The organism is Bradyrhizobium sp. SZCCT0231 (genome assembly GCF_018130245.1).
Lineage (GTDB): Bacteria > Pseudomonadota > Alphaproteobacteria > Rhizobiales > Xanthobacteraceae > Bradyrhizobium > Bradyrhizobium japonicum_F.
The window spans coordinates 340,960-367,954 of sequence record NZ_JAFCKP010000001.1; the positions used below are offsets into that span (position 1 = coordinate 340,960).

Consider the following 26,995-nt stretch of genomic DNA (forward strand, 5'->3'; position numbering starts at 1 on the left):
GAGTCCGTCATGACGCGCGAATTCTCCGCCGGTAACTACCGTTTCATTCCGTCCGTGTTCCAGTATTCGGCCGGAGCGGCCGCGGATGAGGGCTACGAGATCGAGCGCGTCCGCTTCGACCGCCTGGTGCCGCTCGCGGAGGGATTTGCGCTGGCCGCAAAGTTCATCCAGGAGGCGGGGCGTCCGCTGGCGGCATTCTGTGCCTGCGAGCTGCGCTCGCCGGCGGCCTTCAGCGAGGAGGGCTTTCGCGCGTTCAACCTGCACTATGTGAAGACGCTGTCCGAATGGGGCATCTTCGACGGCACCACCAATCCGGTGGCGCGCAGCAATGTCTGTCCGGAGATCGATCCGCCGTCCGAGCCGTCGTTCTACGCATTCTCCTTCACGCGCCCGACGCAATCAAACGCGCCCAGCTTCGTCATTGCAGGCGGCGCCGAGGCACGCGAGGGCAGCGGTACTTATGTCGAGCGCACGGTGCGCTACCGCGACCTCAGCCCCGAGGGGCTGCGCGAGAAGGTGCGCTTCACCACCACGTCGCAGATGGAAAACCGGATGGCGGCCTTCGGCTTCGGTTGGAAGGACACGACCGGCGTGCAGGCCTATTCCGTGCACGACTTCCACCATGCGCTGGTTGACGAGCTGGTCCGCCGCGGCGCGCTGCGCTCCGGCCTGACCTGGCATTTCGCCCGGCCGCCGGTGGTCGATCTCGAATACGAAATGGATTGCCGCCGCGTGATGCGGGAGGTGGTGATCTAAGGGGGCGCATCAGTGGCGAAGCCGTCGCGGCAACGGAGGTGCGCTCCCTCGCCCCGCTTGCGGGGAGAGGGTTGGGGTGAGGGGGAGTCTCCACAGGGGCGGTGAGAGTTGGATTCGCGGAGAGTCCCCCTCACCCGGAATTCAAGCTGCGCTTGAATTCCGACCTCTCCCCGCAAGCGGGGCGAGGTCAAAAGCGGACGCCTCCGCTTCAACGCTGCCTTGGGTCGAGCGCGTCGCGCAGGCCGTCGCCGAGCAGGTTCAGCGACAGAACGACGAGGAAGATTGCAAGGCCTGGCCAGACCGCCATCCAGGGCGCCTGGGTCAGGAAGCGTTGCGCGGCATTGAGCATGCTGCCCCAGGATGGCGCGGGCGGCTGCTGGCCGAGGCCCAGGAACGACAATGCCGCTTCGGCGATGATGGCGGCGGCGATCGAGAGCGTCGCCTGCACCAGCAGCGACGGCAGGATGTTCGGCAGGATATGCGAGAACGCGATCCGCCACGGCGGGTTGCCGAGCGCACGCGCGGCCTCGACATAGTCTTCGGCCTTGACGACAAGCACCTGGCCGCGGGTCAGGCGGATGAAGATCGGGGTCGCCGAGATGCCGATCGCGATCATGGCATTGCCGAGACTGGGACCGAGGAACGCGGCGAGTGCGATCGCCAGGATCAGGAACGGGCAGGCCAGCATCGCATCGGTGATGCGGCTGATCAGCGCGTCGGTGAAGCCGCCGCGATAGCCGGCGAGCAGGCCGAGCGGCACACCGATGCCGAGCGCGATCGCGACCGAGATCAGACCTGCGAGCAGGGAGGCGCGCGCGCCGTAGACGACGCGGCTCAGGATGTCGCGGCCGAGCTCGTCGGTGCCGAACCAGTGCGCCGCAGTCGGCGGCTTGCGTACCAGGCTCCAGCTCGTGGCGATGGGATCATAGGGCACGACCAGCGGCGCAAGGGCCGCAAGAAGGATGAAGGCTGTGATCACGACGAGCCCGAACACCGCCGCCTTGCGCTTGAACAGCCGCCGCCTTGCGCGGCGCGCCGGGCTGTCGAGCTCGTAGGCTTGCGTGGTAGCGGGGGCGGCGGGCAACGCGGCGTCGGTCATGGCGCTAGCCCCGCAGCCGCGGATTGACGAGGACATAGGCGACATCGGCAACGAGGTTCAGCGTGATGTAGACCGTGGCGGTCACCAGCACCACGCCCTGGACCACGGCGTAGTCACGGTTGAACACGGCGTCGACGATCAGCTTGCCGAAGCCGGGAATGGAGAAGATCTGCTCCGTCAGCACGGCGCCCGACAAGAGCGTACCGAGCTCGAGCGCACCGAGCGTGATCACGGGCGTCAGCGCATTGCGCATCGCGTGCTTGAGGATGACGGACCGCTCCGACAGGCCCTTGGCGCGCGCGGTGCGGACATAGTCGCTTTCCAGCACCTGGAGCATGGCGCTGCGGGTATGCCGCATCAGGATCGCGGAAATCGCGTTGCCGAGCACGAAGGCCGGCATGATGGTGGCGGCGAGACTTGCGCGCCAGTTCTCGCTGAGCGGGACGTAGCCCGAGGCCGGCAGCCAGCCGAGCTCGATCGAGAACAGGAAGATCAAGAGGATTCCGAGCCAGAAGTTCGGCGTCGAGATGCCCCACAGCGCGAACAGATTGGCGCCGTAGTCCCAGGCCGTGCCCTTCTTGACGGCGGAGACGATGCCGGCGGGGATGCCGATACAGAACGCGATCAGGATCGCCATCGAGCCGAGCTGGAGCGTGACCGGCAGCTTCTGCGCGATAAGCTCGCGCACCGGCATCTTGTTGCGCAGGGATTCGCCGAAATCGCCCGACAGAACGCCCTTGAGCCAATAGACGAATTGCACGGGAATCGGCTGATCTAGCTTGTATTGCTGGCGGATCTGCTCGATCACGGCGGGATCACGCTCCTCGCCGGCCATCACCAGGGCGGGATCGCCCGGCAGCAATTGCTGCAGCGAGAAGATCAGTACCGACACGAAGAACAGCGTCGGCACGATCTGCGCGATCCGGCGGGCGAGGAAGTTCAGCATGATGCCACACGTGTCTCGAGCGCTGCGCAACTTGCAATGTTGCGCAGCTGAACCGGGACCCAGCGGCCGCGGTTCGCTGTTGCCGTGGGTCCCGGCTCAGCGGTGCAGCGCTTGTGCGCTGCGCCGCGTCCGGGACACAAGCGCATCGTCAGCTCCATCACTTGAACTTCAACCCGACCACGCGCACGAGGCCGTCGGGCATCTGCCGGTAGCCATCGAGCTTCTTGGTGTGCGCGATCAGCAGCGTGCGGTGATAGATGTAGATGATCGGCAAATCGTCGAGCAGGATCTTGGCCAGCTTTGCGTAGATCGCCTTGCGCTCCTCGACGTTGGAGGTGGCTCGGCCCTCTTCCATCAGCTTGTCGGCCTCGGGGTTGGAATAGCCGCCGTCGTTCTGCGGCGCCTTGCTGCGCATGAAGATGTAGGAATTGCCGTCGGGATCGATGCGGCCGCTCCAGTTGATCTGGAACACCTGGAACTCGCCAGCCTGCGCCTGCTTGAACGTGGTCGCGAACTCGACGGCACGGATCTTGATGTCGAAGCCGGCTTCCGCCGCCATCGACTGAACGACCTGGGCGACGGCCTCGTTCTCGGCGCCCTTGGGGATCATGTAGTCCACCGTCACCGGCGCGGTGACGCCAGCTTCCTTCAACAGCGCCTTCGCTTTCGCGATGTCGCGGCCGCGGACCGGAAATGCCTTCTGGTAATATGGATGCGTCGGGCTGACCCATTGGTTGCCGGGCGTGAACTCGCCGTTGAAGACCACCTGATTGAGGGCTTCGCGGTCGATCGACAGGCTGAGCGCCTGGCGGACCTTGGCCGACTGGCTCAGTGGCCCCTTGTTCTTGTCGTTGCCGACGTTGACGGTGAGGCCGTAATATCCGAGCTCGGGTGCGGTCGACAGCACGAGCCGGGAATCGGCGCGCACGTCCTTGATGTCGGTGGCGAGCACGCGTTCGATCAGGTCGAGCGCGCCGGATTTCAGATTGGCGAGGCGCACGGTGGCGTCGACGATCGGCTGGAACACGACGCGGTCGATATGGATGTTGTCCTTGTTCCAGTAATCGGCAAATTTCTCGAACACCATGCGGTCCTGCTGGACGCGCTCGACGAACTTGTAGGGGCCGGCGCAGACCGGATGCAGGCCGAACTTGTCGCCGGCTTCCTTTGCCGCTTTGGGCGAGACCATCATGCCGGAGCGGTCGGTGAGCTGGGCGATCAGGGGCGAGTAGGGCGTCTTCAGCACCAGCTTGATGGTGAGGGGATCGACCACCTCGACATGATCGACGCTGGCAAGCTCGGACTTGCGGAACGAGGTCGGCAGCGTCATGTGACGCTCGAGCGAGAATTTTGCAGCCTCCGCATCCAGCGGCTCGCCGTCGTGGAATTTGACGCCCGGCCGGAGCTTGATCGTCATCTCCTTGCCGTCGGCCGAGGTCTCATGGGACAGCGCGAGCTGCGGCACGATGTTGAGCTTCTCGTCGATGTCGAACAGCTTGTCGCAGAAGGCGGAGAACACGATGCGGCCGACATAGGTGCGGCCGACACTGGGATCGAGAATGTCGGGGTCTTCGGCGATGCCGATGCGAAGGGTGGTCTGGGCCTGGGCGGTGCCCGCGAGCGACGTCAGCAAGGCCGACGCCAGGATTGTCAAACGCATGAAGCTCATCGCTCTCAACCTCAGTTCTATGGCTGCCGGGTCTCGTCGTCCACTACGAACTAACCCCGCCGCTGCGTGCTGCTTCCGAGCCGCCGCTGAAGGCGGCGACCAATTTTTCCAGGACCGGCGAGAAGCCGCCATCCATCGGGACGATCGCCGCCGAGGACGGCACGTCCGACGTTCGGTGGCAGGCCGTTGCATGTCCGGTGCCATCCGGCATGAGCTGCGGCATTTCTCTGCGGCAACGCTCGATCACATAGGGGCAGCGGGTGTGAAAGCGGCATCCCGGCGGCGGATTGAGCGCGCTGGGAATCTCGCCCTGCAGCACAATCCGGCTGCGCTTTGCCTGCGGTTTGGGCACAGGGATCGCGGACAGCAGCGCGCGGCTATAGGGATGGCGCGGCGCGGCGAACAGCGCATCCGCCTCGGCGGTCTCGACGATCTGGCCGAGATTCATCACCGCGACATGGTCGGCGATGTGCTTGACCACGGCGAGGTCATGCGAGACGAAGATGTAGGCGAGGCCGAGCCGGTCCTGGAGCTCGCGCAGGAGATTGAGGATCTGCGAGCGGATCGAGACATCGAGCGCCGAGACCGGCTCGTCGCAGATGATCAGTTTCGGCTCGACCGCGAGCGCGCGGGCAATGGCGATGCGCTGGCGCTGGCCGCCGGAGAATTCGTGCGGATAGCGGCGGGAGAGGCGCGGCTCCAGCCCGACCAGCCGCAGCAGCTCGGCGACGCGCTCGGTCCGCCGCGCCGGCGGCACCAGATCGTGCAGGGCCAGTGGCTCGGTCAGGATCTGGCCAACCGTCATGCGCGGATTGAGCGAGGCGTAGGGATCCTGGAAGATGATCTGCGCCTCGCGGCGGAAGGCGCGAAGCGCGTTGGCGTCGAGCGAGAGCAGATCGCGGCCGTCGAAACGAACTGTCCCTGCATCCGGCTCGATCAGCCGCAGCACCAGACGGCTGACGGTGGACTTGCCGCAGCCGGATTCGCCGACGAGCGCCAGCGTCTTGCCGGCTTCCAGCGAGAAGGACACGCCATCGACCGCCTTGACATGCGCCAGCGCCCGCCCGAGCAGCGAGCGCTCAGCGACGAAGTGCTTGACCAGGCCGTTGACTTCGAGGAGCGTGGTCATCGTGTCTGCTCCTCGCGGATACAGGTCTCGTGTCCCGGGCGCGGCGCAACACGAAGGGTTGTGACGCTGAACCGGGACCCAGTCTGTTGCCACATGGGCCCCGGTTCAGCAGCGCACCACCGCGCTGCGCTTGTGCTGCGCTGCGCCCGGGGCACGAGGGGAGATAGCAACGCCATCACGACACCAACAGTTCGAGTGGCGCGCGGATGCAGCGCGAGAGGTGGCCGGGGCTGACCTCAAGAAGCGGCGGTGGCGCCCTGGTGCAGGCGTCGAGCGCGAAGGGACAACGCGCGGCGAAGCGGCAGCCAGCGGGCGGCTGTGCCATGTTCGGGACCATGCCCTCGATGGTGGCGAGCTGCTCGGCACGGTGGTCGAGCCGTGGGATCGAGCCAAGCAGGCCCACCGTGTAGGGATGCTGCGGCGCGGAGAAGAGCTCATCCACCGGCGCGCGTTCGACGATCTCGCCGGCATACATCACCGCGACCTCGTCGCAGACCTCGGCGACGACGCCGAGATCGTGGGTGATCAGGATGATCGCGGCGCCGCTCGCGGCCTTCAGCTCGCGCATCAGCTCAAGGATCTGGGCCTGCAGGGTGACGTCGAGTGCGGTGGTCGGCTCGTCCGCGATCAGGAGGCGCGGGTCACAGGCGAGTGCCATGGCGATCATGACGCGCTGGCGCATGCCGCCGGAGAGCTTGTGCGGGTATTCGTCGATGCGCCGCTCGGGCGAGGGAATGTGGACGCGGCGCAGGAGGTCGATCGCGCGGTCCCGCGCGCTCTTCCGCGAACCGCCGCGGTGGCGCAAAATGGTTTCGATGATCTGGTCGCCGATCGTAAAACTCGGGTTGAGCGAGGTCATCGGCTCCTGGAAGATCATCGCCAGCCGGTTGCCGCGCAGATCGCGCAGGGTCTGGTCCGGCGTCGTCAGCAGATCAAAACCATCGAAGCGGATCGCGCCAGTAATCTCGGCGCTCTGCTTTGGCAGCAGGCCCATGATCGCCAGCGACGTCACGCTCTTGCCGCAGCCGGATTCGCCGACGAGGCCGAGCGTCGCGCCATTGGCGACGCTGAGATCGACGCTGTCGACCGCGTGGGTGACGCGGCCGTCGTCGCCATGGAAGCGGATACGCAGATCTTTGATCTCGATGAGGGGGCTGGCGCTCATGATTCTCTCACGCGCGCCGCAGCGATGCTGGCGTCGATGACGCTGCGATCGGTGTTGCCGGCCGGGTTCTGCCGCGTCGGCATGGAAGAGCGGAAGTGCACCCAGAGCTCGTGGCTGACGCGCTCGAGCCGTTCGAGCTCACTGATCGGATCGGGATGGTCGTCGGCGCGGATGTCGAGCGCCGGCCATTCCTCTTCGCCGTGGATCAGCAGCGCGGCCGACTGCTTGCCGCGCTTGTCGCCGCCGGCGGCTTCGCCTGCGCGCATCGCCGCAAGCAGGCGGCGCGGGAAGGGCTGGCTGTCATTGGCGATGTAGGTCTTGGCCGTCTCGTCGAGCACGTCGGCCCCAGTGAGCATGTTGCCGGCGATCGAGAAGCCGCTGCCTGCGACGTGGCCGCACCAATCGACGCAGTCGCGCCCGGTATGCGCCGCGATCTCGCCGCTGCCGTCCATGATGTGGATCTGGCGGCTCTCGCGGCCGTCATCGGCCGCCAGCAGCGTGGCGAGCACGTCGTGGGCGTTGAGGCCCTCGCGCAGCAGCTTGACGCCGTCGATGCCGTAATAGGGATTGACGAAAGCCTGGGTCGCGATGGCGCCGAGGCCGGCCGCGATGTAGGGCACACACGCGCCGACGGCGAAGAAGCGGGTCGCGACCGCGATGCCGAACTGGCTGGTGGCAGGATCGCGCGCGATGATCGACCAGGTCATGTGCTGCCTTCAGCGTCCCGCGGCGTAGCCCTGCATGCCGCGCGGATTGGCGGCGGCGCGGCGGCGCCGACCTACGCGTGAGGCCGCGGTAAGGCGGCCTTCCGACCAGTCGGGGCCGACCTCGACGATATGCCCGCGCTCGCGCAAATTCTCGATCGTCGCCTTGGGCACGCGGTTCTCGACCACGAGCACGCCGGGGCGCGCGGTGCGCGGCCAGAACGAGATTGGGAAGTGCTCGGAGTGCCAGGCCGGCGCGTCGATCGCCTCCTGGAGGTTGAGATTGCAGTGGACGTGGCGCAGGAAGAACTGCGTGATCCACTGATCCTGCTGGTCGCCGCCCGGCGAGCCCCAGGCGAGGTAAGGCTCGCCGTCGCGCAGCGCCATGCTCGGCGACAGCGTGGTGCGCGGCCGCTTGCCCGGCGCGAGCGCGGCCGGATGGCCTTCCTCCAGCCAGAACATCTGGGCGCGGCTGCCCAGGCAAAAGCCGAGCTCGGGAATGATCGGCGAGGATTGCAGCCAGCCGCCCGACGGCGTCGAGGACACCATGTTGCCCGCCTTGTCGATGATGTCGAAATGCACGGTATCGCCGCGCACCTCGCCGAAGCGCCCCACTGTCGGCTCGCCGGCACCGAGCGCGCCGACCGCCTCGCGCTGGCCTTCCGCGCGGCGCAGCTTGACCACGCCGCCAAAGCCCTCGACCGAACCGGGAATGAAATCGAGCGAGGCCTTGTCGGTGACGAGCTTGCGGCGTTCGTCGTTGTAAGCGTCCGACAGCAGCGTTCCGATCGGGATCTCCGTGAACTTGGGATCGCCGTAGAATTTTTCGCGGTCGGCGAAGGCAAGCTTGGCACATTCGATCTGGAGGTGGATGAACTCCGGGCCGGTCGGATCGAGCCCGTCGAGCGCAAAACCCTTCAGCAGCGCGAGCTGCTGCAGCGTCACCGGGCCCTGACTCCAGACGCCGGCCTTGCAGACGGTGTAGCGACCGTAATCATAGGTGAGCGGCGCTTCGATGGTCGGCTGCCAGCGCGCCATGTCGTCGGCGGAGAGCACGCCGCGATGCGGCGAGCCGCTGACGTCCATCACCTCCTGGGTGCGGCAGAACTTGTCGATGGCTTCGGCGACAAAACCTTGCGACCAGGCTTTTCGCGCGCGCTCGATTTCGGCATCGCGGCCACCACCACCGCTTTCCGCCTCGCTCAGGATCCGGGCGTAGGTCGCGGCCAGCGTCTTGTTGGTGAAGAGCGTGCCGGGCTTCGGCACCTCGCCATTCGGAAGATAGACCGCGGCCGAGGTCGGCCAGTGCTTGCGGAACAGCTGCTCGACGGTCTGGATCGTGGCGCAGGCGCGCTCGACCAGAGGATAGCCGTCGCTTGCGTAGGAGATCGCGGGCTCCAGCACGTCGCGCACGCGCATCGTGCCGTAGTCGCGTAGCAGCATCATCCAGGATTCGAACGTGCCGGGGACGCAGGCGGCGAGCAGGCCGGTGCCCGGCACCATGTCGAGGCCTTCGCTCTTGTAATGCGCGATGGTGGCCCGCGCCGGCGCCGGGCCCTGGCCACAAATCACCTCGGTGCGGCCGCGTTTGACGTCATGCACGATAACAGGGACATCGCCGCCGGGGCCGTTCAGATGCGGCTCGACCACCTGGAGCGTGAAGGCGGTGGCGACGCCGGCATCGAAGGCATTGCCGCCCTTTTCCAAAATGCCCATGCCGACGGCAGTTGCGATCCAGTGCGTGGTGGCGACGACCCCGAACGTGCCCTCGATCTCGGGCCTCGTCGTGAACGGATCGGGATTGATTTTGCTGCCCATGGGACTTCACCACCTTATTTCCGGCGCGCGCAATTGATCACAGCCGATGCCGCGCCGCCAATGCGCAGGCCGCATGGCACGCGCGCGTCACGCCGGGACCGGCGCGGTGTTGACCGCGTGGCAGGCGACGCCGTCGATCAGTTCCGGCGTTTCCTTGCGGCAGAGATCGAACGCCAGCGGGCAGCGCGGATTGAAGGCGCAGCCGGGCGGCGGATTGATCGGGTTCGGGATCTCGCCCTTCACCGGAATGCGCTGGCGGCCGCTCATGGCGAGATCCGGCACGGCGCCGAGCAGCATCTTGGTGTAGGGCATGCGCGGGCGGGCGAACAGCTCGCGTCCCTCCGCGATCTCGACGATGCGGCCGAGATACATCACGCCGACGCGGCTCGCCATGTGACGGACCACGGCGAGGTTGTGGCTGATGAACATATAGGTCAGGCCGAACTTGTCCTGGAGATCGCGCATCAGATTGAGGATCTGCGCCTGCACGGAGACGTCGAGCGCCGAGGTCGGCTCGTCGCAGACGATGAATTCGGCGTCGGATGCGAGCGCGCGTGCGATCGCGATGCGCTGGCGCTGGCCGCCGGAGAATTCGTGCGGGTATTTCAGCCGGTCGTCGGGGTGCAGGCCGACGAGGCTGAGCAGCTCGCCGACGCGGGCCTGGATGTCGCGCTCGCCCTGGATCAGGTCGAAGGCGCGGATCGGCTCGGAGATGATGGCATCGACCCGGAAGCGCGGGTTCAGGCTCGCATAGGGATCCTGGAAGATCATCTGAATGCGGCGGCGCAGCTTTCGGCGTGCGGGCGCTTGCCGCGGGTCCGTCATCGAGACGCCGTCGATCAGCACGTCGCCGGAGCTCGGCGGCAACAGGCCGACGACCATGCGTGCCACCGTGGTCTTGCCGGAGCCGGATTCGCCGACCAGGGCAAACGTCTCGCCCTTCCGGATATCGAAGGTGACGTGATCGACCGCCTTGAGATATTCGAGATGACCGCCTTCGAGCACACGGTTGAGCCATGGTTTCGAGACGTCGAAGACGCGGCGCAGGTTTCTGGCCTGGACGAAGGGAGCGCTCATGCCGCGCTCTCCGCCGGCACATTGTCATAGAGATGGCAGGCGACGGATTGCGCGCCGCGCGGCAGCGGCTCCGGCCGCTCGACACGGCAACGATCGAAGGCGAAGGCGCAGCGCGGATTGAACGAGCAGCCGCGCGGGATCGCCGACAGGCGCGGCATCGAGCCGGGAATCTGCACGAGGCGCTTATCGTCCGCGGCGAGTGTCGGGATCGCGCCCATCAGGCCCTTGGCGTAGGGATGCAACGGGTTCTTCACGACGTCCTGCACCGGACCGATCTCGGCGACGCGGCCCGCATACATCACCGCGACACGGTCGGATGTCTCGGCGATCACGCCCATGTCGTGCGTCACCAGCATCACGGCGGTGCCGTGATCGCGTCCGAGCCGTTTGATCAGCGAGATGATCTGCGCCTGCACGGAGACGTCGAGTGCGGTGGTTGGTTCGTCCGCGATGATCAGTTCCGGCTCGGCGCAGATCGCCAGCGCAATCACGACCCGCTGGCGCATGCCGCCGGAGAACTCGTGGGGATAGCCGTCGATGCGCTTTTCCGGCGCGGGAATGCCGACTTCGGCCAAGAGGTCGATGGCGCGGCGGCGTGCGGCCGCCTCGGACAGATTGAGATGGGTGCGGATCGTCTCCACGATCTGGTCGCCGACCTTGTACAGCGGATTGAGCGATGTCAGCGGATCCTGGAAGATCATGCCGATGCGCTTGCCCCTGATACGGCGCATCTCCTCCGGCGGCAGATTGTCGATGCGCAGGCCCGCCAGATGAATCTCGCCGCCGGCAATGCGGCCGGGCGGATCGATCAGGCCGATCACCGAGAGGCCGGTGACGGATTTGCCGGCCCCGGATTCGCCGACCACGCCCAGCACCTCGCCCTTGGCGATGTCGAAGGAGACGCCGTCGATGGCGCGCAGCGTGCCGCGGCGGGAGGCGAACTCCACGTGAAGATCGCGTACGGAAAGGACGGGTTCGGTCATGGACCAGGCGTACTCATCGGAGCTTCGGATTGAGCGCGTCGCGCAGCCAGTCGCCGAGCAGATTGATCGACAGGATCAGCGCGGCCAGTGCAAGACCGGGGAAGGCGACGATCCACCATTCGCCCGCGAACAGATAGTTGTTGCCGATGCGGATCAGCGTGCCGAGCGAGGGCATGGTATCGGGCAGGCCGACGCCAAGGAAGGATAGCGTCGCCTCGGTGATGATGGCGAGCGCGAGGTTGATCGTGGCGATGACCAGGATCGGCCCCATCGTGTTCGGCAGCACGTGTCGCAGCATGATCTTCGGCGCGGGCAGGCCGATCAGCTGCGCGGCGGCCACGTAGTCCTTGTTCTTCTCGACCATGACCGAGCTGCGCACCGTCCGGGCATAGCCCACCCAGAAGCTCAGGCCGATCGAGATCACCAGCACCACCAGCATGCTGGTGGCGTCCAGCCGGTTGCCGAGGATCGATTTTGCGATGCCGTTGACCAGCAGCGCGATCAGGATGGCGGGGAAGGTGAGCTGCACGTCGGCGATCCGCATGATCACGCCGTCGACTGCGCCGCCGAAATAACCGGCGATGAGGCCGAGCGCGATGCCGAGCGCGCCGGCGAAGATCACGCCGGCGACGCCCACGGCGAGCGAGATGCGCATGCCGTAGAGAATGGCGGAGAACACGTCGCGGCCCTGCTCGTCGGTGCCGAGCAGGAACGGGCTCTGACCGTCCGCGGTCCACAGCGGTGAAATCCGCGAATTCATCAATTGCAGTTGTGCCGGATCGAAGGGGTTCTGCACTGCGAGCACGGATGCGAAGATCGCAAGCAGGAACAACAGGACCGTAATGGCCGCTGCCACCATGGTGAGCTTGGAGCGCCGGAACGAATAGAACAGGTCGCTGTCGAGCGCGCGGCTGAACCAGCTGTGGGCGGCCTGCATCGGCTGCGCGCCCTGCTTGTCGGAATTGGAAACGACTGCGTCGGACATGCAGGCTGCCTTATGCGGCGCGACCGACGGTCGAGCGCAGGCGCGGATCGACCACGGTGTAGAGGATGTCGACCACCAGATTGATGGTGACGAAAATCAGCGAAACCATCAGCAGGTAGGCGGCCATGATCGGGATATCGACGTTTTGCACGGCCTGCACGAACAGAAGTCCCATGCCCGGCCATTGGAACACGGTTTCGGTGATGATCGAAAATGCAATAACCGAGCCAAACTGAAGGCCGGCGACCGTGATCACGGGAATCAGCGTGTTCTTCAGCGCATGGCCGAAATGGATGGCGCGGGTGGTCAGCCCCCGGGCGCGAGCGAAGCGGATATAGTCGGTTCGCAACACTTCCAGCATCTCCGCACGCACCAGCCGCATGATCAGGGTCATCTGGAACAGACCGAGCGTGATCGAGGGCATGATCAGTGCCTTCAGTCCGGACAGCGTCAGCAAGCCCGTCGTCCACCAGCCGAGCTTGACCACTTCACCGCGGCCGAACGAGGGCAACCAGCCCAATGTCACCGCGAACAGATAGATCAGGAGGATGCCGATCAGAAAGGTCGGCAGCGAAATGCCGATCAGCGAGACCGCCTGGAATAATTTGGCGAGCACGGTGTCGCGTTTGAGCGCGGAATAGACGCCCATCAGGATGCCGAACACCATTGCAAACACGGTCGCGCAGATCGCGAGCTCCAGCGTTGCGGGCATACGCTCCATCAACAGCGCCGAGACCGGTTGGCGGAACTGGTAGGAGACGCCGAATTTGAACTGCGCGGCATCGGCGAAATAGCGGACGAACTGCACCGGCACGGGGTCATCGAGGCCGAGCGACTTGCGCACGAGCGCGCGTTCGGCGGCCGACGTGTCGATGGAGACGATCTGGTTGACGGGGTCGCCGGCAAAGCGGAACATCGAGAACGCGATGATGCCGACAGCGAACATGACGCCGATGGCCTGAATGGCGCGGCGAAGAGTGAAAGCGAGCATTTCTTCCACTGTCCTTGGGTGTGCGGACGGCCGACGTCCTTGTCAGCCGGAAAAGGAAAGGTCCCGGAAGCCTGACGCCGCCGGGACCTCGTGTTCAACTGACGCTATTCCTTCTTGGTTGCCCAGTGGAACATGACGAGATTGTCGGCGCGCTGCGGCAGGTTGACCTTCTTCGAGACGCCCCAGGCCAGCGCCTGCTGGTGCAGCGGGATATAGGCCCAGTCCTTGTTGCCGATTTCGTAGGCCTGCTTGATCAGCTGGTTGCGCTTGGCGGTGTCGGCTTCGACCAGCACCTTGTCGGTGATGGCGTCGAACTCCTTGTTGCAGTAGCCGCCGAGATTGGCTTCGCCCCGCGAGGATTTCGCATCGTTGCGGCAACCCATGATGTCATAGAGCACGTTGTGGGAATCCATCGTGCTCGGGGTCCAGCCCAGGAGGTAGAACGAGGTCTGGTAGCCGCCCTGCTTCAGCACCTTGGCGAAGTATTGCGCCTTCGGCTGCGCCAGGAGGTTGATCTTGACGCCGATGCGGGCGAGCATGCCGACCACGGCCTGGCAAATCGCGGCGTCGTTGACGTAACGATCATTCGGGCAGTCCATCGTGACCTCGAAGCCGTCGGGGTAGCCGGCTTCGGTCAGGAGCTTCTTGGCACCGTCAGGATCGAATTTCGGCCGCGTGAACTCCTTGGACAGCACGAACAGTTCCGGCGCGATCATCAGCGCCGAGGGCGTCGACAGCCCGCGCATCACGCGCGTCTTGATCAGCTCGATGTCGATCGCCTTGTAAAAGGCCTCGCGGACGCGAGCGTCCTTGAACGGGTTCTTGCCCTTGATGTTGGAGTAGAGCAGCTCGTCACGCATCTGGTCGAAGGCGATGAAGATGGTGCGCAGCTCCGGTCCCTTCAGCACCTGGGCATTTGGGCTGGAATCGACGCGGGAGATGTCCTGGATCGGCACCGGCTCGATGACGTCGACTTCGCCCGAGAGCAGCGCGGCGACGCGGGTGGCGTCGGAAGCGATCGGGGTGAAGATGATCTCCTTCAGATTACCTTCGACCTTGCCCCAGTAATTGGGGTTGGCCTTGAACACCGTCTTCACGCCGGGCTGATGACTTTCGATGATGAAGGGGCCGGTGCCATTCTCGTGCAGCGAGGCGTAGCTCGGTGTGGTCGCCGCCACCGGCGTCGGATCGACGACGTTATTCTCCTCGGCCCATTTCTTGTCCATGATGTACCAGACATCCCACGCGTTATGCAGGATGGGATTGGGCGAGGGCAGCACGAAATCGACGGTGTAGTCGTCGACCTTGACGACCTTGACGTCCGGCGCAAGGCGGGTCTGCATGTTGGACCCCTTCTTGCGAACGCGGTCGGCCGAGAACACCACGTCGTCGGCGGTGAAGGGGTCGCCATTGTGGAACTTCACGCCCTTGCGCAAATGGAAGCGCCAGCGGGTCGGTTCCGGAGTTTCCCAGCTTTCCGCCAGCGCCGGAATGATCTTGAGATCCTTGTCGCGCGCGGTGAGGCCTTGATAGACGTGGCCGAGATGGGCGTGGGTGGTGCTCTCGTTGAGCGTATAGGGATCGAGCGACTTCAGGTCACCCTGGTTGGCATAACGCAGCGTCTGGCTCGATGCCGGCGAGACCGCCAACGCAAGCGTAGCGGCGAGCGTCGCCGCAAACAGACTCCGACCGACTGACATTCTTGACCCTCTCCACACTGCCGCGCCGGTGATTTTTGATTGTTCGGCGAGGCTGACTGATCCATGTTGCCCAGAGTTCTTGACCCGTGCAAGCGCCATTCCAGCAAGGAACGCGCCAAGTTGCGCCGCTGTGCAGCAATGCTGACCGTGTCGCCCGGCATGGAGGACCGCGCCTTTCGACATTGGTTGACCATACCGGCTGATTGCAGGACCGGGCAGGTCGCGCCGGCATCAGGTCGCTTGCGTTGCGCCACAACTCGCGGCGATACTCCGACAGGCCGCTCGAATCTCATATGGAGGGGACATGAAGGTTAACATCGAAATCGACTGCACCCCCCTCGAGGCCCGCCAGTTCTTCGGTCTGCCCGACGTGGCGCCGATGCAGACGGCGGTGATGGACAAGCTGCAGCAGCAGGTCCTCAGCAATATCGAGAAAGTCTCGCCGGAATCGCTGATCCAGAGCTGGTTCACCTTCGATCCGAAGATCGCCGAGCGGTTTCAGGACATGTTCGTCACCATGGCTGGTCTCGGCAGCCCGCGCAGCAGCGACAAGAAGAAATAGTGCAGTCCGGGCGGGACGGGTCGCAGGATCCAGGCCGGCTTCGTCCGCCGGGTCTCGGCCTGCTGCTCGCCGAGGCCCGTGGGCTATTAGAGTTGAATGCGAGCCTGCTGCTGTCGCCACTCCTGATGCGCGCGCCGAGGGGGGACGGCCATCCGGTGTTGGCGCTGCCGGGCTTTCTCGCCAGCGATCTCTCGATGGTGCCGATGCGGCGTTATCTCAGCGAGCTCGGTTATGAGGCACATGCCTGGCGGATGGGCCGCAATCTCGGCGGGCTCGGGCGGATACGGGATTCGCTGCGCGCCCGTTTGACCGAAATCCATGCCGCCACGGGGCGCAAGGTCAGCCTGGTCGGATGGAGCCTCGGCGGCGTCTATGCCCGCGATCTCGCGCTTTGGGCACCCGACAAGGTCCGTTACGTCGTCACGCTCGGCAGCCCTTTTGCCAACGACGTGCGGGCGACCAATGCCACGCGGCTCTACGAGGCGATGTCCGGCGAGAGGGTGGAGGATTTCGCGGAAGCGCGCGAGGCGATTGCCGGCGATCTCCCGGTGCCGACGACGTCGATCTATTCACGCGCTGACGGCGTCGTGAACTGGCGGACCTGTCTGCTCCGCCCCTCCGACCGCGCCGAGAATATCGAGGTGCACCTGGCGAGCCATATCGGGCTCGGAGTGAACCCGGCGGCGCTGTGGGCCGTGGCGGACCGCCTGGCGCAACCGGAGGGGGAATTTTCGCCATTTGACCGGGCCGGGCCGTTTGCCATTGCATATGCCCCGCCGGAACAGGCAGTATCGGCCTGACGAGAAGCGCCGCCAAGGCGCCCGTCGAATATTCGGGAGGGAACCATGGCTGACGGGAAGAAGCTGTCGTCGCTGGACGCGTCGTTTCTCTATCTGGAAACGCCTGAGATGCCGATGCATGTCGGCAGCATGGCGATCTTCCGCCTGCCCGACGATTACAAGGGCGACTTCTTCGAAGACTTCAAGGCGATGATCGTCTCGCGCCTGCACATCGCGCCGATCCTGAAGGCGCGGCTGGAGAAGGCGCCGCTCGACATCGACCACCCCTCCTGGGTCGAGGACGACCAGTTCGACATCGACCGTCACATCTTCCGTGCCAGCCTGCCGCAGCCACGCGACCGCGCCACGCTCGAGCGCATCGTCGGCTGGATGCACGCCAAGCTGTTGAACCGCGCCCGCCCGCTCTGGGAGTTCTACGTGTTCGAGGGCATGAAGGACAACGAGGTCGGGCTCTATTCCAAGATGCACCACGCTGCGATCGATGGCGGCGCCGGCGCAGCACTGACCAACATGATCTACGACATCTCGCCGATCCCACGGAAGGTCGAGCCGCCGACCGGTGGAACCAAGCCCGGACAGGAGCCGCGCGACATCGCCGCGAACCTGCTCGATTCCTATCAGCAGCTGTTCAGCCAGCCGCTCGATGCTTCCCAGGCGGCGAAGAACCTGCAACTGCCGCGCACCGGCAAGAGCGACATCGGCTCGATCCTGTTCGACAACGCGATGTACCAGATCGAGAGCGCCGTTCGTTTTGCCGGCAACATCCCGACCGTGCTCAAGAGCGTCTCTGACGTGCTCGGCAAGATCGCCGATCCCAGATCGCGCGAGAGCCTTGCCAGCATGGTGTCGCCGCCGACCATGCTGAACAAGACGATCTCGTCGGAGCGCAGCTTTGCCGGCGTGTCGATCTCGCTGTCGCGGGCGAAGGCGCTGGCCAAGCAGGCCGGCGGCAAGCTCAACGACGTCGTGCTGGCGCTCGCCTCCGGCGTCGTCCGCCGCTACCTCCTGCAATATGGCACGCTGCCGGCCAAATCCCTGACCGCGGCCGTGCCGATCTCGCTGCGCGAGGAAGGCAACACGGAGGCCAACAACCAGGTGTTCGGCATGATCTGCTCGATCGCGACCAACATCGCTGATCCCAAGGCGCGGCTGGAGGCGATCATCGCGCAATCGACCAAGTCCAAGGAGATGTCGCATCCCTTGCGCGCCTTGATGCCGCAGGTCTCCAACATCTCGATGCTGGGCGCACCGATCATGGTGCAGATCCTGGCGCTGCTCTACAGCCGCTCCAATCTGTCGGACGTGCTGCCGCCGGCCGCCAACATCACGGTGTCCAACGTGCCCGGGCCGCGGCAGACGCTCTATGCCGCCGGCGCCGAGCTGTTGCACATCTTCCCGGTGTCGATCGCGACGCACGGGCAGGCGCTCAACATCACCGTGCAGAGCTATCGCGACCAGCTCGACTTCGGCTTCATCGTCGGCGCCAACATCATTCCGCATGTGCAGGTGATGTGCGACATGCTGCCGGAGGAGTTCTCCGCGCTGGAGGCGGCCTATGCGCCGCCGGCAGCCGACATCAAGGGCGCTGCTGAGTAGGAAGTTCGCCATGATTGACATGCCGCCGCTCAAGTTCGCGATGACGAATGGAATCCGCATGGGCTATTACGAGGCTGGCCCGGCCGATGACAAGCCGCCGGTCGTGCTGTGCCACGGCTGGCCCGAGCTCGCCTTCTCCTGGCGCCACCAGATCAAGGCGTTGAGCGAGGCCGGCATCCGTGTGATCGCGCCGGACCAGCGCGGCTACGGTGCGACCGACCGGCCCGAGCCGGTCGAGGCCTACGACATCGAGCACCTGACCGGCGATCTCGTCGGACTGCTCGATCATCTGCAGATCGACAAGGCGATCTTCGTCGGTCACGATTGGGGCGGCTTCATCGTCTGGCAGATGCCGTTGCGGCACATCGACCGGGTCGCTGGCGTGGTCGGCATCAACACGCCACATACCAACCGGGCCTGGGCCGATCCGATCGAACTGTTGCGCGCACGCTTCGGCGACAAGATGTACATCGTGCAGTTCCAGGATCCCGCGCGCGAGCCCGACAGGATATTCGGTAGCCGCGTCGAACAAACCTTCGATGCGTTCATGCGCAAGCCGGTGCCGCGCCCGGCCGACGCGCCGCCGGAGGAGGTGGTTGCCGGTGTCGGCGCTTCGCCGCGGCTCAATCTGGCATTTCCGCAGATGATTGCCGGCTATGACGCGAAGCACGATCCGCGTACGCCGATCCTGTCGCCGGAAGAGAGGAAAGTCTTCGTCGATGCCTTCACCAGAACCGGCTTCACCGGCGGCATCAACTGGTACCGCAACATGTCGCGCAACTGGGCGCGTGCCGAAGGGCTCGATCATACGGTCCGCGTGCCGTCGCTGATGATCATGGCCGAGAATGACGCTGTGTTGCCGCCATCCTCCGCTGATGGCATGGACAAGCTGATTCCCGATCTCGAGAAATATCTCGTCAAGGACAGCGGCCATTGGACGCAGCAGGAGAAGCCGGAAGAGGTCAGCGCCAAGCTGATCGAATGGCGTAGAAGGCGGTTTGGCTAGCTCGTCATTGCGAGCGACTTGTCCGCCGTAGCTCGAAGAGCGAAGGTCGGAAGCGAAGCAATCCAGGAATGTGTCCGCGGAGACGCTCCGGATTGCTTCGTCGCAAGGCTCCTCGCAATGACGAGGTGACTGTCGAGGCAGGGGGAAGCGCATTTAATGACGTCATCCAAGAACCGTCTGGACCCGATCCCGCATCCGCCGACCAAGCCGGTGGTCGGCAACATGCTGTCGCTGGACCCGGCCGCGCCCGTGCAGCACCTGACGCGGCTCGCCAAGGAGCTCGGTCCGATCTTCTGGCTCGACATGATGGGCTCGCCGATCGTCGTCGTCTCCGGCCACGATCTGGTCGACGAGCTCTCCGACGAGAAGCGCTTCGACAAGACGGTGCGCGGCGCGCTACGGCGCGTGCGTGCGGTCGGCGGCGACGGCCTTTTCACCGCCGACACCCGTGAGCCGAACTGGAGCAAGGCGCACAACATCCTGCTCCAGCCCTTCGGCAACCGCGCCATGCAGTCCTATCACGGAAGCATGGTCGATATCGCCGAGCAGCTCGTCCAGAAATGGGAGCGGCTCAACGCCGACGACGAGATCGATGTCGTTCACGACATGACCGCGCTGACGCTTGATACGATCGGCCTGTGCGGCTTCGACTACCGCTTCAATTCGTTCTACCGGCGCGACTATCACCCCTTCGTCGAGTCGCTGGTGCGCTCGCTCGAAACCATCATGATGACGCGCGGCCTGCCGTTCGAGCAGCTCTGGATGCAGAAGCGGCGCAAGACGCTCGCTGAAGACGTCGCCTTCATGAACAAGATGGTCGACGAGATCATCGCCGAGCGCCGCAAGAGCGCGGAGGGGATCGACGACAAGAGGGACATGCTCGCCGCGATGATGACCGGCGTCGATCGCGTGACCGGCGAGCAACTCGACGACGTCAACATTCGCTACCAGATCAACACGTTCCTGATCGCGGGGCACGAGACCACCAGCGGCCTGTTGTCCTATACGCTCTATGCGCTGCTCAAGCATCCGGACGTTCTCAAGAAGGCCTATGACGAGGTCGATCGCGTCTTCGGCCCCGACGTCAACGCGAAGCCGACCTACCAGCAGGTGACGCAGCTCACCTACATCACCCAGATCCTGAAAGAGGCGTTGCGGCTGTGGCCGCCGGCGCCGGCTTACGGCATCACGCCGCTGAACGACGAGACCATTGGCGGCGGCAAGTACAAGCTCAGGAAGGGCACGTTCGTCACCATCCTGGTGACGGCGCTGCATCGCGATCCCAGCGTGTGGGGTCCCAATCCCGACGCCTTCGATCCCGAGAATTTCAGCCGCGAGGCGGAAGCAAAACGGCCGATCAATGCCTGGAAGCCGTTCGGCAACGGCCAGCGCGCCTGCATCGGGCGTGGCTTCGCCATGCACGAGGCCGCGCTCGCGCTCGGCATGATCCTGCAGCGCTTCAAGCTGATCGACCACCAGCGCTATCAGATGCACCTGAAGGAGACGCTGACGATCAAGCCGGAAGGCTTCAAGATCAAGGTGCGTCCGCGTGCCGATCGCGAGCGCGGCGCCTATGGCGGGCCCGTTGCGGCTGCGACCACGGCGCCGAAGGCGCAGCGCCAGCCCACCACCCGGCCCGGCCACAATACGCCGATGCTGGTGCTCTACGGCTCCAATCTCGGCACCGCCGAGGAGCTCGCAACGCGCATGGCCGACCTTGCGGAGATCAACGGCTTTGCCGTGCAGCTCGGCCCGCTCGACGACTATGTCGGCAAGCTGCCGCAGCAGGGCGGCGTGCTGATCATTTGCGCCTCCTACAACGGCGCGCCGCCCGACAATGCGACGCAGTTCGTCAAATGGCTCGGTGACGACCTGCCGAAGGACGCCTTCGCCGGCGTGCGCTACGCCGTGTTCGGCTGCGGCAACAGCGACTGGGCCGCGACCTATCAGTCGGTGCCGCGCTTCATCGACGAGCAATTGTCCAAGCATGGTGCGCGCGCGGTCTATCCGCGCGGCGAGGGCGATGCGCGCAGCGATCTCGACGGCCAGTTCCAGAAATGGTTCCCGGCGGCGGCCCAGGTTGCCACCAAGGAATTCGGCATCGACTGGAATTTCACCCGCACGGCGGAGGACGATCCGCTCTATGCCATCCAGCCGGTGGCGGTGACCGCCGTCAACACCATCGTCGCCCAGGGCGGCGCGGTGGCGATGAAGGTGCTGGCCAACGACGAGCTCCAGAACAAGAGCGGCCCCAATCCGTCGGAGCGTTCGACGCGCCACATCGAGGTGCAGCTGCCGTCCAACATCACCTACCGCGTTGGCGATCATTTGAGCGTCGTCCCGCGCAACGATCCGACGCTGGTGGATTCCGTTGCCCGCCGCTTCGGCTTCCTGCCGGCCGACCAGATCAGGTTGCAGGTCGCCGAAGGCCGCCGCGCGCAATTGCCGGTCGGCGAGGCCGTGTCTGTCGGCCGTCTGCTCAGCGAGTTCGTCGAGCTGCAGCAGGTGGCGACCCGCAAGCAGATCCAGGTCATGGCCGAGCACACCCGCTGCCCGGTCACCAAGCCGAAGCTGCTGGGCTTCGTCGGCGAGGAATCCGAGCCCCTCGAGCGCTACCGCAGCGAGATCCTGGCCGGGCGCAAATCGGTATTCGACCTGCTGCTCGAATACCCCGCCTGTGAGTTGCCGTTCCACGTCTATCTGGAGATGCTCTCGCTGCTGGCGCCGCGCTACTACTCGATCTCGTCCTCGCCGTCGGTCGACCCGGCGCGATGCAGCGTCACGGTCGGCGTGGTCGAAGGTCCAGCCGCCTCGGGGCGCGGTCTCTACAAAGGCATCTGCTCGAACTATCTCGCCAACCGGCGCACGGGCGATACGATCTACGCGACCGTGCGCGAGACCAAGGCCGGCTTCCGCCTGCCCGATGATCCGTCCGTGCCGATCATCATGATCGGCCCCGGCACGGGGCTTGCGCCATTCCGCGGCTTCCTCCAGGAGCGCGCGGCGCGCAAGGCGAAAGGAGCCACGCTCGGTCCGGCCATGCTGTTCTTCGGCTGTCGCCATCCCGATCAGGATTTTCTTTACGCGAATGAGCTGAAAGCGCTGGCGGCGGGCGGTATCACCGAGCTTTTCACCGCGTTCTCGCGCGCCGACGGACCCAAGACCTATGTGCAGCATGTGCTCGCCGCGCAGAAGGACAAGCTTTGGCCGCTGATCGAACAGGGCGCCATCATCTATGTCTGCGGCGATGGCGGGAAAATGGAGCCCGACGTGAAGGCGGCGCTGGTTGCGATCCATCGCGAGAAGAGTGGCAGCGATGCTGCCGCCGGTGCCCGGTGGATCGAGGAGATGGGGACGAAGAACCGGTACGTGCTCGACGTCTGGGCGGGCGGTTAGCCCAAGGCGCGCTCCCGTAGCCCGGATGGAGCGAAGCGAAATCCGGGGCGGTCTTTCCGCATGAGAGAGTTTCCCGGATTGCGCTGCACTCCATCCGGGCTACGAAGTAAATCGTGCTAAAGCTCGCCCATGATTCCCTGGGAAAAGATCGACACCGCCAAGATCCCCGGCTCCGACGAAGAGCTCCGCCTGATGCGGCGGGGCAAGGAGTTCTCCATCAAGCTCGGCACCAACGAGCTGATGAACAGCCGCCTGTCGGGCTCGGAAGCGGCGCTGGCGACTCTTGCCGCGAAGCAGATCGAGAAGGTTGCCAAGCCTGTCGTTCTGATTGGCGGCCTCGGCATGGGCTTTACGCTGCGTGCGGCGCTCGCCGTGCTCGGAGATAAGGCGAAGATCGTGGTGTCCGAGCTCGTGCCTTCCGTGGTCGCCTGGGCGCGAGGCCCGATGTCGGAGGTCTTCGGCGATAGTCTCGACGATTCCCGTGTCAAAATCAGGGAGACTGACGTCGGGGAAATCATTCGGGCGCAGCGGTCGGCCTTCGACGCCATTCTCCTCGACGTCGACAACGGACCCGAAGGGCTGACCCGGAAGGGCAATGATGCGCTCTATAGCGCGAGCGGGTTGCAGTCTGCGAAGACGGCGCTGCGGCAGGGCGGGGTGCTGGCCGTCTGGTCGTCGGGACCCAATCCGGCATTTACCAGGCGACTCCGAAGCGCCGGCTTCGATGTGAACGAAGTCAACGTCCGCGCGACCGGTAGAGGCGGCGGCGCGCGCCACGTGATCTGGATCGCGCGGAAGGGTTAGGCCGCCTGCGCCGCCGCGCCGTGCGCGTGCTTGTCGATGGCGCCGATGATCTCCGGCCAGAAGCGCATCGGCAGTGCGTGGCCCATGCCGGCGATCATCAACAGCTTTGCATTCGGGATTGACGCCGCCGTGTCCTTGCCGCCTTCGGTATGGACCAGCGGATCGACGGTGCCGTGAATCACGAGCGTCGGTGCCTTCACGGCGTGCAGCCGCTCCTTGCGGCTGCCGGAGGCAAGCACGGCGCGGAGCTGGCGGCCGACGCCGGCCGGATTGAGCCCGCGCGCGAACACGCGCTCGGCGCGGCCAGGGTCGAGCGCTTCCTCCTCCGGAAAATGCCCGGCGCGCAGCACTTTCCAGGTCTGGCCGTAGCGGACGATGAACTCTTCCTTGCTGCGCGGCGGCGGTGCCATCAGCATCGCTGCGGCCTCGCGTGTCGGTGGCGGCACGCGCGGATTGCCCGTGGTCGACATGATCGAGGTCAGCGAGCGCACGCGGTGCGGAAACGACAGCGTCACCTCCTGCGCGATCATGCCGCCCATGGACGCCCCGACCAGATGCGCTGACTTGATGCCCAGCGCATCCATCAGGCCGACCGTGTCCTTGGCCATGTCGATCAGCTTGTAGGTTGCGGCCACGGGGATCCGCAAGAAGCGCAGCTTCAGCAGCTCGAGCGGCGTCAGGCGCTTGCCGCCCGTGAGATGGCTCGACTTGCCGATGTCGCGATTGTCGAAGCGGATCACGCGGAAGCCGCGCGCGGCGAGCTGCTCGCAGAACGCATCGTCCCAATGGATCATCTGCGCGCCTAGACCCATGATCAGCAGCAGCGGCTCGGCATTGTCGTTGCCGAAAATCTCGTAGCAGATGTCGATGCCGTTGGCGCGGACGGTCTGGGGCGGCTGATGGGCGGTCACGGGTCCCTCCTGCTGATCGATGCTGTATCGCACGGTTTCGTTCCGCGAAGAAGCCGCCTGCGCGACGCCACACCCGCTGCTTGCCGGTTGACCGGCACCTCGCGACGGTGTGGTATGGCGTGGAAAGAAGGGTGCAAAGCCCTCCACATTGGGAGGACCCTGATGACCGACAAGATCACCGATCCGGTCGCCTTGTGGCAGAAAATGGTTGGCGAGATGGAGAAGGGTTTCAACTCCCTCGCGACCAAGGCGATGGAGACGCCCGAATTCTCGCAAGCCATGAACCGCGCCGGCGGCGTTGCTGCAGGTGCTCAGAAGCAGTTCGGCGATCTCATGGAGAAATACCTGCTCTCCATGAACCTTCCGAGCCGCGATCAGATGACCGGTATCGCGGAGAGGCTTCAGTCGATCGAAGGCCAACTCGGCGAGATCAAGTCGATGCTGAGCCAGATGTCGGCCAATTCGGGCGCGCAGCAACCCGGCGCCGCGCCGCGACCGCCGCGCACGAAACGTCCGCCGTCCGAAGGCGGAGACGAAAAATGAACGCCCCGACGGGACTTGATTTCGCCGCGATACCGGAGCGCATCCAGTCCGAGGTGCAGCGCGCCATCATGCGCAGCATCAAGGGCGTCGAATATTTCTCGACCTCGGGCCCGTCGCTCGGCTCGACGCCCAAGGACGTGCTGCATTCGCGCGGCACGATGAGCCTCTATCACTATCGACCGATGTCGGACGAGATCTACCGCGTGCCGGTGCTGATCGTGATGGCGACGACCAACCGCGGCTACATCCTCGACCTCGTGCCCGGCCAGAGCTTCGTCGAGTTCCTGCTCAGGCGTGGCTACGACGTCTACATGCTGGACTGGAGCGCGCCGCGGCCGGAAGAGAAGGGCCTGCGCATGGAGGACTATGTCCTCGACTTCATCCCGGATTGCGTCCGCCGCGTGCAAGCCGATTCCGGGGAGCAGGACGTCTCCATCATCGGCTATTGCTTCGGCGGCGTGCTGTCCTTGCTCTACGGTTCGATCCACAAGGACGGGCCGATGAAGAATTTGATCTGCTTCACCACGCCGATCGACTTTCGCGAGATGAAGCTGTTCTCGAATTTCTCCGACCGCCGCTATTTCGATGTCGACCGTCTCGTCGACAGCGTCGGCAACGTGCCGCCGGAGATGATCCTGTCCTCGTTCGAGATGCTGCGCCCGGCCTCGCGCACGATGAGCCAGGTCCAGCTCTGGGAGAACATCTGGAACGACGAATTCGTGAAGTCCTACCGCATGTTCGACCGCTGGGCGACCGACACGCTGCCGCTGGCCGGCGAGTACTTCCGTGCCATCACCAAGGACCTGATGTGGGATAATAAGCTGTTCAACGACACCATGTCGGTCGGTGGCCGCGCGGCCAGGCTCGAGAACATCACGGTGCCGATCCTGCATGCGGTCGCCGAGCACGACCACATCGTGCCCTATGATGCCGCCAGGCATCTGATCGCCAAGGTGGGGTCGACTGACAAGGAAGAGGTGATCCTGAAGGGCGGTCACGTCTCGCTCGTTGCGGGCGCGAACGCGGTGAAGCGGCTGTGGCCGAAACTGGACTCCTGGCTGGGGAAGAGATCGACATGAGCGAGCAGCGTTCCTATCCGCGCCGCGTCCAGACCGACGCCGGCGATATCGAGATCCGTCTGATGTCGCCCGCGGACGAAGCCGCGGTGCTGGCCTTCGGTAAGGGCCTGCCGACCCATGATCTGTTGTTCCTGCCGCGCAACATCAGCGAGCCGAAGGTGCTGTCGGCCTGGGTCAAGGAGATCGAGCGTGGCGCAATTCAGAGCCTGTTGGCAGTGAGGGACGGCAAGGTCGTCGGCTGCGGTACGCTGGTGCGCGATCCGCACTCCTGGTCACCCCATGTCGGTGAGATCCGCATGGTGGTTTCGCCAGAGGTCCGCGGCAAGGGAGTGGGCAAAGCATTGTCGCAGGAAACCTTTGCCCTCGCGCTCGGGGCGGGCCTGGAGAAGCTCTCGGTCCAGATGACCGTTGATCAGCAGGCGGCAATTGCCCTGTTCGAGAGCCTCGGCTTCAAGGCCGAAGCGCTGCTGCGGGACCATGTGCGGGACGTCGACGGCAAGACCCACGATATCGTCGTGCTCGGCCACAACGTCGCGCAGGTCCAGGCCCAGATGGAGGCCTACGGGCTGCCAGGTGCTGTCCAGCACTGAGAGGGCCATCCAGCACCAGGCTTGGATCGGGGCTTCGGGAACCCGGTTGGCGAGGGAGGCATCACAATGCCTCTCGTTAAGGCTGTTCACAATTTCGTGATATCGCAGTGCAATATGAATATTGCATCGCACAATTAACTTTGCCATATAAGCCGTGCCCCGGGCCAATGCGGACGGGGTGAGCCCATAGCTCAGACCAATGAGGATGGAGAGAACCCCCATGACCACTGAATCCAATACCGCTTTCGAGGGCTTCAAGGACGCTTTCAAGAACATCCAGAACCTGGAAGTTCCCGAGGCCGCCCGCGAATTCGTCAAGAAGACTGCCAACACCGCCAAGGACCGTGCCGCCGAGGTGTTCGCTGGCTCCGAGCGCGTGACCGCCGCCGTCGAGAACGCGGTGACCGAGTCCGTCACCGAGGCCGGCAAGATCAGCCGCAACATCCAGCAGGCGATCTATGAGGACGCCGAGGCGTTCTTCTCGGGCATCGACAAGCTCGCGTCCGCCAAGTCGGTCAGCGAGGCCGTCGAGATCCAGTCGAGCCTGCTCCGCGCCCGCGGCGAAGTGTTCGTCTCGCGTGCCAAGGCGACCGCCGACTATCTCGGCAAGCTCGCGGCCAACGGTGCGAAGTCCGCTCAGGACAATTTCGCCAAGGTCTACAACAAGACTGCGTGATCCGGCGCCC

General features: G+C 65.0%; 24 protein-coding genes. 11 read left to right on the plus strand and 13 right to left on the minus strand.

What is annotated here, in order from left to right; all coding sequences use genetic code 11:
• Window positions 1-9 precede the first annotated feature (9 nt).
• Window positions 10-756 (plus strand): 2-amino-5-chloromuconate deaminase CnbZ, encoded by a 747-nt coding sequence (gene cnbZ / locus JQ566_RS01575; RefSeq protein WP_212368680.1) that lies wholly within the window; start codon window positions 10-12, stop codon window positions 754-756.
• 208 nt (window positions 757-964) lie between these two features.
• Here the strand turns inward: cnbZ and JQ566_RS01580 are convergent, their stop codons facing one another.
• The 12 genes from JQ566_RS01580 to JQ566_RS01635 form a co-directional block, all read right to left on the minus strand.
• On the minus strand, window positions 965-1,855 hold the full coding sequence (locus tag JQ566_RS01580) for an ABC transporter permease (RefSeq protein WP_212368708.1): 891 nt from the start codon (window positions 1,853-1,855) through the stop codon (window positions 965-967).
• Between the two features lie 4 nt (window positions 1,856-1,859).
• Window positions 1,860-2,801 (minus strand): ABC transporter permease, encoded by a 942-nt coding sequence (locus JQ566_RS01585; protein ID WP_212368710.1) that lies wholly within the window; start codon window positions 2,799-2,801, stop codon window positions 1,860-1,862.
• Between the two features lie 157 nt (window positions 2,802-2,958).
• The gene (locus tag JQ566_RS01590; RefSeq protein ID WP_212368713.1) at window positions 2,959-4,470 is read right to left on the minus strand and encodes an ABC transporter substrate-binding protein; all 1,512 of its coding nucleotides are present in this window, start codon (window positions 4,468-4,470) and stop codon (window positions 2,959-2,961) included.
• Between the two features lie 43 nt (window positions 4,471-4,513).
• On the minus strand, window positions 4,514-5,599 hold the full coding sequence (locus tag JQ566_RS01595; protein ID WP_212368717.1) for an ABC transporter ATP-binding protein: 1,086 nt from the start codon (window positions 5,597-5,599) through the stop codon (window positions 4,514-4,516).
• Between the two features lie 175 nt (window positions 5,600-5,774).
• Entirely contained in the window at window positions 5,775-6,764 is a 990-nt protein-coding gene (locus tag JQ566_RS01600; protein ID WP_212368720.1) for an ABC transporter ATP-binding protein, read from the minus strand.
• A complete protein-coding gene (locus JQ566_RS01605) occupies window positions 6,761-7,471 on the minus strand; it encodes a DUF1028 domain-containing protein (RefSeq protein ID WP_212368723.1) in 711 nt (236 codons plus the stop codon). Before JQ566_RS01605 ends, JQ566_RS01600 begins: the two co-directional genes overlap by 4 nt.
• Window positions 7,472-7,480: 9 nt before the next feature.
• Window positions 7,481-9,286 (minus strand): gamma-glutamyltransferase family protein, encoded by a 1,806-nt coding sequence (locus JQ566_RS01610; RefSeq protein ID WP_212368726.1) that lies wholly within the window; start codon window positions 9,284-9,286, stop codon window positions 7,481-7,483.
• 87 nt (window positions 9,287-9,373) lie between these two features.
• Window positions 9,374-10,363 (minus strand): ABC transporter ATP-binding protein, encoded by a 990-nt coding sequence (locus tag JQ566_RS01615; protein WP_212368729.1) that lies wholly within the window; start codon window positions 10,361-10,363, stop codon window positions 9,374-9,376.
• Window positions 10,360-11,346, minus strand: a complete 987-nt coding sequence (locus JQ566_RS01620; RefSeq protein ID WP_212368732.1) for an ABC transporter ATP-binding protein — start codon at window positions 11,344-11,346, stop codon at window positions 10,360-10,362. The genes JQ566_RS01615 and JQ566_RS01620 overlap by 4 nt, the downstream gene beginning before the upstream one ends.
• Window positions 11,347-11,359: 13 nt before the next feature.
• On the minus strand, window positions 11,360-12,331 hold the full coding sequence (locus JQ566_RS01625; protein ID WP_212368735.1) for an ABC transporter permease: 972 nt from the start codon (window positions 12,329-12,331) through the stop codon (window positions 11,360-11,362).
• A 10-nt stretch (window positions 12,332-12,341) separates the two neighbouring features.
• The gene (locus JQ566_RS01630; RefSeq protein ID WP_212368738.1) at window positions 12,342-13,322 is read right to left on the minus strand and encodes an ABC transporter permease; all 981 of its coding nucleotides are present in this window, start codon (window positions 13,320-13,322) and stop codon (window positions 12,342-12,344) included.
• Between the two features lie 104 nt (window positions 13,323-13,426).
• Window positions 13,427-15,022: an ABC transporter substrate-binding protein gene (locus JQ566_RS01635; RefSeq protein ID WP_212368741.1), complete on the minus strand. Its 1,596-nt coding sequence runs from the start codon at window positions 15,020-15,022 to the stop codon at window positions 13,427-13,429.
• A gap of 304 nt (window positions 15,023-15,326) precedes the next feature.
• Between JQ566_RS01635 and JQ566_RS01640 the strand changes: the two genes are divergently transcribed.
• The 6 genes from JQ566_RS01640 (at window position 15,327) to JQ566_RS01665 (ending at window position 23,186) form a co-directional block, all read left to right on the plus strand.
• Window positions 15,327-15,584, plus strand: a complete 258-nt coding sequence (locus JQ566_RS01640; RefSeq protein ID WP_018648137.1) for a DUF6489 family protein — start codon at window positions 15,327-15,329, stop codon at window positions 15,582-15,584.
• Window positions 15,584-16,384 (plus strand): esterase/lipase family protein, encoded by an 801-nt coding sequence (locus JQ566_RS01645; protein ID WP_212368745.1) that lies wholly within the window; start codon window positions 15,584-15,586, stop codon window positions 16,382-16,384. Before JQ566_RS01640 ends, JQ566_RS01645 begins: the two co-directional genes overlap by 1 nt.
• Before the next feature lie 45 nt (window positions 16,385-16,429).
• Complete coding sequence (locus tag JQ566_RS01650) at window positions 16,430-17,980, plus strand: WS/DGAT/MGAT family O-acyltransferase (protein ID WP_212368748.1); 1,551 nt, start codon at window positions 16,430-16,432, stop codon at window positions 17,978-17,980.
• A gap of 10 nt (window positions 17,981-17,990) precedes the next feature.
• Window positions 17,991-18,986, plus strand: coding sequence for an alpha/beta fold hydrolase (locus JQ566_RS01655; RefSeq protein ID WP_212368750.1), 996 nt, complete (start codon window positions 17,991-17,993; stop codon window positions 18,984-18,986).
• 156 nt (window positions 18,987-19,142) lie between these two features.
• Window positions 19,143-22,382, plus strand: coding sequence for a bifunctional cytochrome P450/NADPH--P450 reductase (locus tag JQ566_RS01660; protein WP_212368766.1), 3,240 nt, complete (start codon window positions 19,143-19,145; stop codon window positions 22,380-22,382).
• 129 nt (window positions 22,383-22,511) lie between these two features.
• Window positions 22,512-23,186 (plus strand): spermine/spermidine synthase domain-containing protein, encoded by a 675-nt coding sequence (locus JQ566_RS01665; protein ID WP_212368769.1) that lies wholly within the window; start codon window positions 22,512-22,514, stop codon window positions 23,184-23,186.
• Here JQ566_RS01665 and JQ566_RS01670 read toward each other — a convergent pair.
• The gene (locus JQ566_RS01670) at window positions 23,183-24,097 is read right to left on the minus strand and encodes an alpha/beta fold hydrolase (RefSeq protein WP_212368772.1); all 915 of its coding nucleotides are present in this window, start codon (window positions 24,095-24,097) and stop codon (window positions 23,183-23,185) included. The genes JQ566_RS01665 and JQ566_RS01670 overlap by 4 nt on opposite strands.
• A 162-nt stretch (window positions 24,098-24,259) precedes the next feature.
• Here JQ566_RS01670 and JQ566_RS01675 point away from each other — a divergent pair, with 162 nt between their 5' ends.
• From JQ566_RS01675 to JQ566_RS01690, 4 genes are all read left to right on the plus strand, one after another.
• Window positions 24,260-24,640 carry a hypothetical protein gene (locus JQ566_RS01675; protein WP_212368775.1) on the plus strand — a complete coding sequence of 127 codons (381 nt, stop codon included), beginning with the start codon at window positions 24,260-24,262 and terminating at the stop codon, window positions 24,638-24,640.
• On the plus strand, window positions 24,637-25,719 hold the full coding sequence (locus tag JQ566_RS01680; protein WP_212368778.1) for a PHA/PHB synthase family protein: 1,083 nt from the start codon (window positions 24,637-24,639) through the stop codon (window positions 25,717-25,719). Before JQ566_RS01675 ends, JQ566_RS01680 begins: the two co-directional genes overlap by 4 nt.
• Complete coding sequence (locus JQ566_RS01685; RefSeq protein WP_212368782.1) at window positions 25,716-26,309, plus strand: GNAT family N-acetyltransferase; 594 nt, start codon at window positions 25,716-25,718, stop codon at window positions 26,307-26,309. The genes JQ566_RS01680 and JQ566_RS01685 overlap by 4 nt, the downstream gene beginning before the upstream one ends.
• Before the next feature lie 220 nt (window positions 26,310-26,529).
• Window positions 26,530-26,985 (plus strand): phasin, encoded by a 456-nt coding sequence (locus tag JQ566_RS01690; protein ID WP_212368785.1) that lies wholly within the window; start codon window positions 26,530-26,532, stop codon window positions 26,983-26,985.
• Window positions 26,986-26,995 lie beyond the last annotated feature (10 nt).